We start from the raw sequence: 12,159 nt of genomic DNA, 5'->3' as shown, positions 1-12,159 counted from the left end.
CCGAATTCGGTGACGGGAGGGGTGAGGGTGCCGACCTCGGTGCTCCTCGCCGTCCTCGCCGCCGCCGGCCTGCTCGCCCTGGCCCCGGCGCTGGTTCGCCGGTACGACGCCACCGAGCGGCTGGTGGCGGAGCGGGCGCAGTCGACGGCGCGGGTGCTCCAACGCCGTCGACGGCGCCGCACTGTGCCAGGACGGCAGCCCGTGCACCCGCCACGCTCTCTCGTCGTCACTCTGAGTGAAGATGCGACTACGGGCAGGTTGGCTGCGCCGGTCTCCGCGCCCCCGGCGGCACGCCGCTCCGGCCGCCTGCGGGCCGTACCGCCGGCACCCAAGCGTTCCCGCCGTCGTCCGCCGCGCCGGCAGCACACTCCCGCCGTGTACCGCCGACGTCGGGTGCTCGCCGCGCTGCTGCTGCTCAACGTCGTCGAGCTGATCGGCGTGCTCTTCGTCAGCCCCGGCTTCTGGATCGGATTCTCGGTCACCTTCCTGCTGCTGGCCCTGTACGTCGTACACCTGCGCGGGCGTGCCCTCGCCGGCCGCCGTCGCCGCCGCGCCCGCGCCCGGGAGGCGGCGTGGCTGGCCGCCCGCCAGGCCGAGGTCCGCCGCGAACAGGCCCGCCGCGCGGCGGCCCGCCGGGAGGCGCAGCGCCGCCTGGCAGCCCAGCGCGAGGGGGTACGCCGAGCAGCCATGGGCCTCGACCGGCCCGGCGACCTGCCGGCGGCCGTCAACGGCGGCTCGGTCTCGTACCGTCGCTCGGGCGGACTGCGTGGCCGCCCCTACGAGGCCGGCCGCGGCGCCTGACGCCGCCCGACCCGGCCGCGGCGCCTGACGTCGCGTTGCCCGGTGCCGCCCTGCCCAGCGCGTGGCGGCGCTGCCCGGCGCGTGGCGGCGTGGCCCGGTGCGTGGCGGGGCTGCCCGGCGTGTGGCGGGGCTGCCCGGCGTGTGGCGGCGCTTGATCGACTCCGGTTCGCCGAGGTGGCGGTATCGCCGGAAGATGATGCCGCCACATCGGCGATGTCGAGTCGATCAAGGACGTGCGGGCGCTTGATCGACTCGGCTTCCTGGAAGTCGGGGTGTCGGGGCGTCCGGGATGCCCCGGTTTCCGGGAAGTCGAGTCGATCTCCGTACTGCTGTCAGCGCCGCACCGGGGGCGGATTCGCGGTGGAGGCCGGCGACCTGTTAGCCTTGCTGCCGGCCCGCCCGGTGTAAGCCGGGTGGGACCGAAGCCGGTTCGCCGGTGGGGGGCTGTGGCGCAGACTGGTAGCGCACCTCGTTCGCATCGAGGGGGTCAGGGGTTCAAATCCCCTCAGCTCCACCAAGAAACAGCAGGTCAGGGCGGGTTCTCGGATGACGGGGAACTCGCCCTTGATCATTTGTCCGTCGTTTGTCCGCCGGGCAGAGCCCCATACCGCGGCACTGGGCGGCACAACTCGGCTATTAGGTGACAATTGCCGGATGGATCGGGTGCTGAACGTGTTGGTGGCGCTGCCACCCGTCCTGGTGCTCGTCTTGGCGTTCCTTCTCCCGGCGCTGGAGGCGTCGACCTTCCTCGGCCTGGTGGTGCCGGGGGAGGTGGCCGTGCTGGTCGGCGGAGTCGTCGCCCACTCCGGGAGGCTGCCGCTGTGGGCGGTGGTGGTTGTGGCACTGGCCGGGGCGGTGCTCGGTGACCAGGTGGGTTTTCTGGTTGGCCGTCGTTACGGCCGGCGGTTGCTGAACCGGGCGCCACGCCGGTTCGTTCGCTCTGGTGAAGTGCGCCATGCGTTCGACCTGATCCGTCGGCGGGGCGCCGCCGCAGTGGTGTTCGGCCGCTGGGCGGCCGCGCTGCGGGCGCTGGTGCCGGGTCTGGCGGGCATGAGCGGCATACCGCGGCGTACGTTCACGCTCGCCAACATTGCCGGCGGGGCGCTGTGGGCAGCGGCGGTGGCGGTGCTCGGTTACCTGGCTGGCGCCTCGTACGGGCTGCTGGAGCGGCGGCTCGGCCTGGGCGGGGAGGTGCTGCTTGCGGTGGTGGCGCTGGTGATCGTGGCACGGATCTGGAGTGGCCGGCGGGCTGCGCGCCGCGAGCGGGCCGTGCGGGAACCGGCGAAGCCTAGTGACGGTCGCTGACGATTGAGGCTGTCGGCGGACAGGCTGTCCGTGACCGTGCCGCTGGCCATGGACACCAGGTTCGCCCGTCCCGCGGGCACCCGATCGTCGGTGCTCCACCTACGCTCTCGTCCGTGAATCTGCGCAAGCTCGTGATCGCGGCGGCCTGGACGATCCCGGTGGTGGCCATTGTGTGCGCCGGAGCCGGGTTCCTCCTGGTCCAGAAGGACGCGGCCGACCGACGTGCCTGCCAGGAGTCGGTGAACGCTTCGCAGGCGAAGGTGCGCACCGATGCGTGGGACCCACCGGCGGACCTGCCGGGCGTCGGCACGGATCCGGAGATCCACTGGCAGGTGCGGCCGTTGAGCAACCCCTGTTCGTTTGGACCGGGGCCGACTGACTGGGCGTACCAGGGCGTGGTCAACCTGCGCCCGGAGGATGCGCGGGTGCTGGCGGACCAGTACGACTTCGTGCCGTACGCCACTCTGGACCCGGATGAGCTGCCTCTGTCCAACAGCCCGGCGGATGTATGGCCGGCGCTCGCGTCGTATCTGCCCGACAAGCCACGGTGGCAGTACAGCTCGTCGTACAGCGTGGGAAGTCACGTCGCGGAGTTGAGCGCCGTGTTCCTCGATGTGGAGCACCACACGCTCTTCTTTCACCTCCTGAACAGCTAGCAGAATCGTTCGGTGGTCACGGCGATCAGGCCGTGCTGCCGCAGCAGGTGCGTCAGGTCGGTCAGGGTCGAGCGCACCGCCCCGGCCGCGCCGGTTCCCATCAGGACTGTCACGTCGAGAGCCCAGGCGAGGGTGTGGCCGACCCGTCGCAGGTCCCACGAGAACTGGTGGCCGCCCCTCTCGTGGTGGCCACCGGCGACGGATCCGGCGGTGCCGTCGTCCGCCGTCCGCCACACGGCCCGCAGGGCCGCCACCTGATCCGCGCGGAGGTCCTTGGCGAAGAGGACGCGGTACACGCGTCGCTCCTGGAAGCCCTCCGGTGGCTGCGCCGGGCCGAGCCGCAGGGGCGGGGCGGTCGCGAAGGCCTGATGGTCACGAAAGTACGTGCGCACGACCGCCTCGGAGGGCAGGTGCCCACCTGAGAGGCGGCTGTAGGCGGCGACGGCGTCAGGGCGTGCGACGGGAACGACCCGGGCGAGCACTGCCGGATCGGTGCGTAGGTCGCGACTCAGTGAGGCGGAACTCCACCAACCGGCGTTCGGCGTCCAACCCGCGCTGTGCAGCCCTGTCGTGGTGAAATCGTCGTGCCGGGTGAACTCCTCGACGAGGAGGCCCTCCGCCTCATGGTCGTCCGGCGCGGGCAGGACCAGGTGATAGTCCAGCGAAGGCCCCGAGGGCGGCCGATCGGTCCTCACCAGCCTCATCCTCCAACCACGCCGCACCTCGGGCAAGATTCGTCGCCGGCGCCGCCCTGCAGGTCGGGAGAACAACAACCAGTACCTGACGACCGGGTGACTCCGGTCCGCTGGACGGGCTGCTGAGCGCGCGACAAACGGGGGCGTGGGGCCGGTCCGGTCAATCGGGCCGGCCCCACTGCTCGTCACGGCTTCCAGGAGCCGGCGGTCGCGAACTTGTGCTGGTACTCCAGCACTCCCGCGGTGTCGTGCACGTCGAACACGACGCTGCCGGTGCGCCTGGTGCCGGCGGTCAGGTCGTTGGCGGCCGGCATCGGTTTGCCGCAGCCGGAGAAGGCACCGGCGATCGCGTTGGTCTCCGTGCCGTCCGCGGCGACCCACTGGAAGTAGAGCGGGTTCGCCGAGGCGGTGCCCTTGGTGACCGCCACCGTCACGTCGGCGATCACGTACATGCCCTCGTCGGGCTTGAGGCCGTACGAGGTGCAGGGTTTGGTGGCGGTGCTGAACTTCGTCACGGTGATCTCGACGGTGCCGCCGTTGTCGTCGATGACCAGGGTCTCCCCGGCGGACATGTTCCGGGTTTCGCCGTCGGTGGACGCCCGGGGCGACGGCGCGGTGGCCGGTGGCTGCCCGACGCCACGGGTCACTCCCGGGGTGGGCAGCGCGTCGGTCACCTCGTTCGCGGCGCGGTTCGCGCCGATGACCACCGCCACGATGCCGCCCGCGCAGCACAGCAGGGTGAGCACGGCCGCGGTCACCGCGATGGCCACCACCGTCTTCTTCGATTTGTTCGTCTGCACGGGCGACGGCGGCATGAGCGGGTAGCCCGGCACACCCGGCGGTGGGTAGGCCCCAGCGCCGGCCTGCGGGTAGGCGCCGCCGGCCTGCGGGTACGCGCCGCCGGAGAACGGTGGCTGCGGCGGGTTCGCCGCTGCCGACCACGGGTTGGGCGGCATCGGCGCCTGCGGGACCGTCGGGTCGGCGGCGGACTGCTGCGGCTGCGGTGTCGCCGCGAACGGTTGCGTCGGCGGCTCCAGGTTCGGCTGCTGAGGGTCCTGCGGCCCGGCGGGGGGCTGGGGGTGGGTCACCGTACTCCTTGACGCGTCGTACGTGCGGTTCGGGAACCCGCCGACGCTACCGTGCGTCGCCGATCCGCCGGTCGCCGCGCCGGCTCGTGTCCCACCGTCCGCGAGTCGTCGACGGACCGGCCAGCATGGACGGTGCCGGGGTCAGCGGAGAGTGAGGACGGCGGCGGTGCGGATCAGGCCGTCGGCGACCACGAACCGGCCGGTGATCGTGCTCGGGGGATCGGCGACCTCCGCCGCGTCCACCCGCGCCGGTGCGATCCGGGCGGTGAACGTGCCGGCGTCCGGGTCGATGTCCAAACGGGCGTCGTGAAAGTCCAGCCAGCTTCCGACGACGGGGTGCCAGACCTTGTAGACGGTCTCCTTGGCGCTGAACAGCACCACGGGCCAGAAGGTGTCGGAGGGTAGCCGCGCGAGGCTCTCCTCCTCCTCGGGCAGCAGCACGAGTCGGCGTACCCCCGCATTGATCTCGCGGTGCCGTTCGGCGTCCATGCCTACCGATCGCAGGTCGGTGGCGCGCGCCGCGGCGGCGGCGCAGTAGCCGGTGGTGTGGGTGATGGTGCCGACCACCCCGGCGGGCCAGATCGGCGCGCGGTCGGCGGCGGCCGGCACGGCCACCGCCGGCAGGCCGAGGTCGGCCATCGCCCGACGGGCGCACACCCGGCCGGCGGTGAAGTCCCGTCGACGGGTCTGCACCGCCCGTTCACCGAGGCACGCCTGTTCGGCGGTGAGGAGTTCCCCGGTCCAGTCGTCGGGAGCGGCGACCGCCACGGCGACCGTCGGAGGCAGGAGGTCACGCACCGCCGCCACCTACCGTCCGGTAGCGAAGGGTCATCTGTTCGACCGTCAGATTTCCGACTCCCACGACGGGAGAAGGTACCGCAAAGATGTAACACCGGAGGGACGCGTCGCGCCCTCCAAGATGGCTCCGGGGGGACCACCATCAATAGCTGGCCAGTCCCGCGAACATCTGGAGAGGACCTGCGATGAGCGATGGCACCGAACCGCCGGGGGGTCGGGCCGACGACCACGCACCGACGACCCCGGGCTGGAGTTGCGGCTCCTGCGGCGACGAGTGGCCGTGCGCGACGAAGCGCAGCCGGCTGATCGCGGAGTACGGGGATGATCGGGCCATGCTCAGCGTCTACCTGGGCTCGTGTCTCGCCGCCGCCGCCGAGGACCTGCGAGCGGCCCCGGTGATGTCGTTGCAGGATCGGTTCATCGGCTGGCTGCCACGCGGCGCGAGACGTCGCTGAGCCCGCCGGTGGCCCCGCCCGACGTCGGGCGGGGCCACCGGGCGGCCGGGCGGGTTCAGGCTCGGCGGGGCCGGCGGGTCAGGGCGAACCCGAACACCCCGGCCACCGCGGCGAGCACGCCGCCGATGCCGGTCCAGATCCACCGCGAGCCGAGATCCGGCAGCCAGTCCGTCAGCGAGTCGCCCTCGTCGTCGGCCTCCGGGTCGGGCGTCGGTACGGCGTTGAGTACCGTGCCCGCCCTGGTGTTCGCCACCAGCGGCGCGGCCAGCTCCCCGTCGTCGGCCGAGGCGCCCCGGTCCGCGAGGACGCCGACCAGCAGGTCCACGTCGACGGGTGCGCCCAGGTCGGGCTCGGGCAGGTCGATGACGGAGAGCCGGACGACGTACGTGCCGGGCAGCGGGTCGGCCGACCACGGCTCCGCCCAGGGCCGCACCTCGCGCAGCGTGCAGCCCAGCGCCACGCTCGACGCCTTGCCGTCCACAGTCGGGGTCTGCGCCCCGGCGGTGCACGCCTGCCGTCGGCGCAGCCCGTCGAACACGTCGATCGTCCAGGTGGAGGCGCCGCTGCGTGCCTTCGGGAAGGTGACGGTGGCGCTGATCTCGTGCACCTGCCCGGCGGTCGCCGGGAACGACCAGTAGAGGTAATCGCCGACCGAGGCGTCCACCCGCACCGGTTGGCCGGCCGTGATCGGCGTGGCGGTGAGGAACGAGGTGCCGGCCCGGGTCACCGGCGTGGCGCCCGGAGACGGGGTGGGGGCGGCCACGGCAGCCCCGGGCAGCAGCGCGGCCCCGCCGGCGGCGAGCAGCGCCGCCAGTGACCGGAACAGTGCGGTACGCATCAGTTCTCCCTCCAGGTGGCGACCCACCAGCGGGTGAGCAGGCCGGCGATCAGGCCGGTGAGCAGGCCAGCCACGGTGAGCAGGGCGAGCAGCACCCAGCCTCGGCCGAGGTCCGGCCCGTCCGGGGTCCCCGCGGCGGCGACCACGTCGATGGTCAGCTCCACCGGCATGCCGGGCGTCGCCGCAGTGCCCGGGCGTGCGGCGAAGGAGTTGCTCACCACCAGGCAGACGGTGGTGGGCTCGACGACGGGCGTCGAGGTCTCGGCGGTCTCGTTCTCGTCGTCGGCGGCGTCCTCGTCGTCGGCGGTGGCCGACCAGCGCAGGCCGGCGGAGAGCACGTCGGCCCGGCCGCTGCCGGCGTCCGCGCCACGGACCAGTTCCCGGCCATCCGCCGCGGTGGCCCGCAGCAGCACCCCGTAGTCCCGGTTCACCGGCCGGTCCAGCGCCATGCTCACCGACGCGCGCAGCTCCTGCCCGGGGCGTACGGGCACCCGGTAGTAGCGGTGCTCGGAGAACGCCTCCCGGTCGGCGTACACGCCCGGGGCGAGCAGCGGCGCGGAGTCACAGGCGTTCGCGCCGCCGACCACTGTCGGGGCCCGGGTGTGGGTGTCACCGGCCCGCTCGACGAGCTGTTTGATCCGGCCGGTCAGCTCGTCGGCGCTCTGGGCGGCGGTGTAGGTGCCTCCGGTCGCCCCTGCGATGCAGAGCAGCTGGCGGCGTACCTTCTCGTCGGGCGCGAGACCGAGCGTGTCGACGACCAGGCTGGTGCCCTGCGCGGCCAGTTCCCGGGCCACCTGGCACGGGTCCGGCGGTGCGCAGGTGTCCTCCCCGTCGGTGATCAGCACGATCCGCCGGGTGGTGGCGCCGGTGCCCAGGTCCTGCGCGGCGGAGCGCAGCGCGAGCCCGACCGGGGTGAACCCGGTCGGCCGGAGCGTCGCGACCGCCGCCTTGGCCCGGGTCCGGTCGACCGGCCCGACCGGAACGATCTGCTGGGTGTCCTGGCAGCCGACCTTCTTGTCCTTGCCCTTGTAGGTCGCGCCGAGCACCCGGATCCCGAGCTGGGTCTCCTCCGGCAGCGCGTCCACCACCTCGTTGAACGCCTGCTGGGCCACCGAGATCCGGCTGCGCCCGTCGATGTCCGCGGCCCGCATCGAGCCGCTGACGTCGAGCACCAGCTCGACCCGGGGCGGCTCGGCCGCCTGCTCCTCGTCGGCCGCCGCCGGGACCGGCCCGGTCAGCGCGGTGGTCGCCAGCAGTCCGAGGAGGACGGCCGCCGATCGTCTGAAGTTGATCACGGCCGGCAGTGTAGTGAAATCCACTTTGGATGATCATTGGGGTGGTTGGTCGTCCCGGATGACCGGTGACGCGCGGGACCGGCCGGGTCAGGCGGGCGAATCGAGCAGTGCGACAAGCCGCTTCGGCGCGATCTCCCGGTACGCGTCCCGGCACAACTCGTCGATCTCGGCCCAGTCGACGGTGCCGTCGAGCCGTACGCCGAGCCATCCCCGGCCGCCGACGTAGGGCGGGCGGAAGAAGCGGGCCGGATCGGCGGCGGTCAGCTCCGCCTGGGCGCCGGTCGGCGCGGCGCACCAGAGGTGGGGAAAGTCGTTCTGGTGGTGCCCGTCGGCGTGCAGGGTGACGAACACGCTCTTGTCCCGGACGAACCAGGTCGGTGACCCGTGGCTGGGGCGTTCGGTCACCTCGGGCAGCGCGAGGCAGATCGTCCGGACCCGCTCCAACAACTCCACGGCATCCCGCCTCCCGTCACGATCGCGACGCCCACCACGGCGAGCCTAGTGCCTCGCGCCGCGTCGCCGGCAGCCCTCGCGGCGGCCTCCGTCGGCGTCGGGACGCCGGTTCGGGGCGCTGGGTCCACGCCAGGTCACCCTCGGTCAACGGTTGGAGGGGAGTAGTGGTGCCGGGCGGAATCCGTCGGAAATCTGACCCAAGTTGACCCGTTGTGCCGGTGGTGCGCGGTGGTTAAGCTCTTCATGCGCGCCCCAATCGCCCGCTTCCCCCGTGGCAGGCGATCGGGGCGCGCGTCTTTGTGTAAGAGGTCGGGCCCGCACGCGAAGCGCGTGCGGGCCCGATTTCCGTCGCGCTGTGCGGCGCGTCGCCTGCCGGTGCTTATATCCAGCGGCCGTCGAGCCACATGCGGGACAGCCAGTCCGAGTACGGGATCACCCGTCCCACGAAAATCGGATAGAAGTACGCGAAGCACAACCCCACCAGCAACACGTACGCCCCGGCCGCGACGCTGCCCACCAGCCGGCGTTCGTAGCCCGCGTCGCCGGGCACCAGGGCTGCCGTCTCACCCACGTCACCGCCGGGCGGAGCGATGAGCGCGCCCAGCACGTACACCACGGCCAGCACCAGGAACGGCAGCGCCGGCGCGACGTAGAACGAGAACATCGTCCGGCCGTCGAGAGCGAACCAGAACCAGGGCAGCAGCCCGGCGGCCACGGTGAGCAGGATCGCGCCGGCCCGCCAGTCTCGTCGGGCGATGCCCAGCCAGACCAGCGCCACCAGGGCGGGCAGGAACGACCACCACAGCAGCGGGGTGCCGAGCAGCAGGATCTCCGAGGCGCAGGTGGGCGCCCCGCAGGCGCCGTCGCCGGACCAGTGGAACGCCACCGGCCGCCCGAGCAGCAGCCACTGCCACGGCCACGACTGGTACTTGTGCGGGTCGTCGAGCTGGGCGTGGAAGCCGTACGCGGCGCGGTGGTACTCGAAGAGGTTGACCAGCGGGCCGATCACCGGGGTGTCGCTGAGGGAGCCGGTCGGGTACGCCGTCGACGACGCCAGCCGGTAGTAGCCGTCGTCGCTGAGCAGCCACCCCGACCAGGTCGCGAGGTAGGTGCCGACCATCAGCACGCCGGCCAGCACCAGCCAGGGGACCTCGTCGAGCAGAGTGTCCCGCCAGGGTCTGCGGACGCCCGCCGAGCGGCGGACCCCGACCTCCCAGAGGACCACGAACAGGGCGAACACCGGCACGAAGTAGAGCGCGCTCCACTTGACCGCGCAGGCGCAGCCGATCAGCACCCCGGCGGCGAGCCGCCACCACGGCCACGTGCGCCAGCCGGTCGGCGGTCGACCCGCGCGACCCGGCAGGCTCGGGTCGAGCCCGTCGTCCAGGGCGCGCGCCCAGCGCCGGCGGCGGGCGTCCCGGTCGAGCACCAGCGCGCCGAAGGCGGCCAGCACGAAGAACAGCAGGAAGATGTCGAGCAGCGCCGCGCGCGACAGCACCAGGTGGAAGCCGTCCAGCGCGAGCAGCAGGCCGGCCGCGCAGCCGAGCACCGTCGAGCGGAACAGCCGCCGGCCGATGCGGACCAGCAGCAGCACCGACAGCGTGCCGATCACGGCCGCCGAGAACCGCCAGCCGAACTCCGGCGCGGTGGTGAACAGGTGCCCACCGACGGAGACCTTCGACTCCGCGTCCTGGTAGCCGAAGGCCCACTCGCCGACGCCGATCAGCCACTTGCCCAGCGGTGGGTGCACCACGTACGACGGGACGTTGTCCTTGTAGTTCCACTCGACGCCCCGGCTGATCAGCCCGTACGCGTCCTTGGCGTAGTACGTCTCGTCGAAGATCTTGCCCTTGGGGCTGGACAGGCCCACGAAGCGCAGGATCCCCGCGATCACCACCACCACGGCGGTGGCGAGCCACGAATACGGGTCCATCCGGCTGTCGACGGTGGCGAACCGGCGACGGACCACGGCGGATATGCCCCCGCCGTCGGCACGTGGTGCCGCCGGTTCCTGGTGGGGGCTGGGCTCGCCGGACACCTCGACCGTGTCTGCCGGGTCGGCGCTCGGGCTCTGCGCTGTCGACGCACTCGTCACCCGGCGATCGTAGGCTGCCAGGGTGTCGTGTGGCGCCCGTCGTCCCTGATACCGGTATTCGCTGTCGATGAAGGAGACGAATTCGTGGGTGAAATGTCCGAAGCTGGGCGCCTGATCCTGCTCGGTGCCCCGCTCGGCAACCCCGCCGACGCCTCGGCCCGACTCCGGGAGGTGCTGAGCACCGCCGACGTGGTCGCGGCCGAGGACACTCGCCGACTGACCCGGCTGGCCCGCGACCTCGACGTCACGGTCGGCGGCCGGATCGTCTCCTACTTCGAGGGCAACGAGGAGCGGCGTACGCCCGAACTGGTCGAGGTCATCCTCGGCGGGTACGTGGTGGCACTGGTGACCGACGGAGGGATGCCGAGCGTCTCCGACCCCGGCTACCGGCTGGTCCGGGCCGCGCTGGACGTCGGAGCGCCGGTCACCGTCGCGCCCGGACCCAGCGCGGTGACCACCGCCCTCGCCGTCTCCGGGCTGCCCTGCGACCGGTTCTGCTTCGAGGGGTTCCTGCCCCGCAGCGGGGGCGCCCGCCGGTCCCGGCTGCGCGCGCTCGCCGCCGAGGAGCGCACCCTCGTCTTCTTCGAGGCGCCGCACCGGATCGGGGCGGCGCTCGCCGACCTGGCCGAGACGTTCGGCGCGGACCGGCCGGCCGCGCTCTGCCGGGAACTCACCAAGACCTACGAGGAGGTGCTCCGCCGCCCCCTCGGCGAGTTGGCCCGGTGGGCCGCCGAGAGCGATCCGCGCGGGGAGATCACCCTGGTGGTGGCCGGCTCGCCGGTGACCGCCCCGGAACGCCCCGACGACGACACCCTGCGCGCGGCCGTCGCCGAGCGGGAGGCCACCGGCCGGTCCCGCCGGGACGCCATCACCGACGTCGCCACCGAATACTCGCTGCGCCGACGCGAGGTCTACACGATCGTGCACAGCTGACTCCCGGCGCACTCACCACGCGGCTGCGAGGAAGCCGACTGTGATCAGCGCGGGGCCGGCGAGAGCGGCGGCCACCGCCCAGCGGCGGTGTCGCCGGCCGGGCAGCCGGGCCGACCCCGTCCACCGGACGATGCCGGCGGCGCAGCCGAGCACCGCCAGCAGCCCGGGCAGCCAGCGCAGGTGACGGCCCGCGCCGGTGTCGGCGTACGCGGTGCCGGCGTCCGGGCCGGTCATCCGCGCCCGCAGCGCCGCCCCGGGGGCGCCACCTCCGGCGGGTACGCCGCTGACCCGTACCCCGTGGGCCAGGAACCGTCCGTCGTCGGCGGTGAAGATGCCCCGGCACCGCTGGGTGAGACCGCCTCCGGTGCAGTTGTCGATCACCACAGTGCCGTCGCGCCCGTGCCCGGCCGCGAGCCAGAACGGGCCGGCGCTGACCCAGGCGAAGAAGGCCGCGACCAGGCTCAGCAGCACCAGCGCGGTCAATCCGGGCAGCGGGTCCGGCAAGGTCCGCGAGGAGTCACGGCGAGCCCGCGTCGCGGCACGGCGCTGGGGGGCGACGTCCTCCCGGACGGGGGTGCCGTCCCAGTGCACCTGCTCGATCGGTGCCCAGAACGTGCCCTCGTCGTCCGGTGGCCGGTCCCCGTCGACCCGGTGCACATCCCGGCGACGGCTCTGCTGGCGTACCGGCACCCGACGTGGCACCGCGTCCACCGGCGCCCCGGTGGTCGGCTCCACCTCGACCGGGGC

At 73.0% G+C, this 12,159-nt stretch carries 13 protein-coding genes and 1 tRNA gene; 6 read left to right on the top strand and 8 right to left on the bottom strand.

Going from position 1 to position 12,159, the window contains the following annotated elements; all coding sequences use genetic code 11:
* The first annotated feature begins 21 nt into the window (after positions 1–21).
* The 4 genes from AB0B97_RS04690 to AB0B97_RS04675 all read left to right on the top strand — a co-directional run bounded on the left by AB0B97_RS04690 (position 22) and on the right by AB0B97_RS04675 (position 2,762).
* The gene (locus AB0B97_RS04690; RefSeq protein ID WP_357490670.1) at positions 22–801 is read left to right on the top strand and encodes a hypothetical protein; all 780 of its coding nucleotides are present in this window, start codon (positions 22–24) and stop codon (positions 799–801) included.
* Between the two features lie 440 nt (positions 802–1,241).
* Positions 1,242–1,318 (top strand) — tRNA-Ala (locus AB0B97_RS04685).
* A 137-nt stretch (positions 1,319–1,455) separates the two neighbouring features.
* Positions 1,456–2,106 carry a VTT domain-containing protein gene (locus AB0B97_RS04680; protein WP_357490668.1) on the top strand — a complete coding sequence of 217 codons (651 nt, stop codon included), beginning with the start codon at positions 1,456–1,458 and terminating at the stop codon, positions 2,104–2,106.
* A 113-nt stretch (positions 2,107–2,219) separates the two neighbouring features.
* A complete protein-coding gene (locus AB0B97_RS04675; protein WP_357490666.1) occupies positions 2,220–2,762 on the top strand; it encodes a hypothetical protein in 543 nt (180 codons plus the stop codon).
* Here AB0B97_RS04675 and AB0B97_RS04670 read toward each other — a convergent pair.
* The 3 genes from AB0B97_RS04670 to AB0B97_RS04660 form a co-directional block, all read right to left on the bottom strand.
* Positions 2,759–3,457 carry a hypothetical protein gene (locus AB0B97_RS04670; RefSeq protein WP_357490664.1) on the bottom strand — a complete coding sequence of 233 codons (699 nt, stop codon included), beginning with the start codon at positions 3,455–3,457 and terminating at the stop codon, positions 2,759–2,761. The genes AB0B97_RS04675 and AB0B97_RS04670 overlap by 4 nt on opposite strands.
* A gap of 185 nt (positions 3,458–3,642) precedes the next feature.
* Complete coding sequence (locus AB0B97_RS04665) at positions 3,643–4,545, bottom strand: hypothetical protein (protein WP_357490662.1); 903 nt, start codon at positions 4,543–4,545, stop codon at positions 3,643–3,645.
* Positions 4,546–4,686: 141 nt separating this feature from the next.
* A complete protein-coding gene (locus tag AB0B97_RS04660) occupies positions 4,687–5,343 on the bottom strand; it encodes a 4'-phosphopantetheinyl transferase superfamily protein (RefSeq protein ID WP_357490660.1) in 657 nt (218 codons plus the stop codon).
* Between the two features lie 185 nt (positions 5,344–5,528).
* On the opposite strand from AB0B97_RS04660, the gene AB0B97_RS04655 reads away from it, so the two are divergent.
* On the top strand, positions 5,529–5,798 hold the full coding sequence (locus AB0B97_RS04655) for a hypothetical protein (RefSeq protein ID WP_234585444.1): 270 nt from the start codon (positions 5,529–5,531) through the stop codon (positions 5,796–5,798).
* Positions 5,799–5,853: 55 nt separating this feature from the next.
* Here AB0B97_RS04655 and AB0B97_RS04650 read toward each other — a convergent pair whose 3' ends face one another.
* From AB0B97_RS04650 to AB0B97_RS04635, 4 genes are all read right to left on the bottom strand, one after another.
* A complete protein-coding gene (locus AB0B97_RS04650) occupies positions 5,854–6,636 on the bottom strand; it encodes a peptidase (protein ID WP_234585446.1) in 783 nt (260 codons plus the stop codon).
* Complete coding sequence (locus tag AB0B97_RS04645) at positions 6,636–7,931, bottom strand: VWA domain-containing protein (protein WP_357490657.1); 1,296 nt, start codon at positions 7,929–7,931, stop codon at positions 6,636–6,638. Before AB0B97_RS04645 ends, AB0B97_RS04650 begins: the two co-directional genes overlap by 1 nt.
* An 87-nt stretch (positions 7,932–8,018) precedes the next feature.
* Positions 8,019–8,384 (bottom strand): MmcQ/YjbR family DNA-binding protein, encoded by a 366-nt coding sequence (locus AB0B97_RS04640; RefSeq protein WP_357490655.1) that lies wholly within the window; start codon positions 8,382–8,384, stop codon positions 8,019–8,021.
* A gap of 379 nt (positions 8,385–8,763) precedes the next feature.
* Positions 8,764–10,317 (bottom strand): phospholipid carrier-dependent glycosyltransferase, encoded by a 1,554-nt coding sequence (locus AB0B97_RS04635; protein WP_234585793.1) that lies wholly within the window; start codon positions 10,315–10,317, stop codon positions 8,764–8,766.
* 246 nt (positions 10,318–10,563) lie between these two features.
* Here AB0B97_RS04635 and rsmI point away from each other — a divergent pair, with 246 nt between their 5' ends.
* Positions 10,564–11,412, top strand: coding sequence for a 16S rRNA (cytidine(1402)-2'-O)-methyltransferase (rsmI, locus tag AB0B97_RS04630; protein WP_234585464.1), 849 nt, complete (start codon positions 10,564–10,566; stop codon positions 11,410–11,412).
* Positions 11,413–11,424: 12 nt separating this feature from the next.
* Here the strand turns inward: rsmI and AB0B97_RS04625 are convergent.
* A partial coding sequence (locus AB0B97_RS04625; protein WP_357490652.1) for a hypothetical protein occupies positions 11,425–12,159 on the bottom strand: 735 nt, incomplete at its 5' end.

Origin of the sequence: Micromonospora sp. NPDC049004, assembly GCF_040649315.1 — a bacterium.
Classification (GTDB): domain Bacteria; phylum Actinomycetota; class Actinomycetes; order Mycobacteriales; family Micromonosporaceae; genus Micromonospora.
This window is presented reverse-complemented; position numbering and strand designations above follow the sequence as displayed.

Coding starts and splice junctions, on each gene's coding strand:
- AB0B97_RS04655 (WP_234585444.1), top strand. CDS start 5,529: ATGAGCGATGGCACCGAACCGCCGGGGGGTCGGGCCGACGACCACGCA.
- AB0B97_RS04650 (WP_234585446.1), bottom strand. CDS start 6,636: ATGCGTACCGCACTGTTCCGGTCACTGGCGGCGCTGCTCGCCGCCGGC.
- AB0B97_RS04635 (WP_234585793.1), bottom strand. CDS start 10,317: ATGGACCCGTATTCGTGGCTCGCCACCGCCGTGGTGGTGGTGATCGCG.
- AB0B97_RS04680 (WP_357490668.1), top strand. CDS start 1,456: ATGGATCGGGTGCTGAACGTGTTGGTGGCGCTGCCACCCGTCCTGGTG.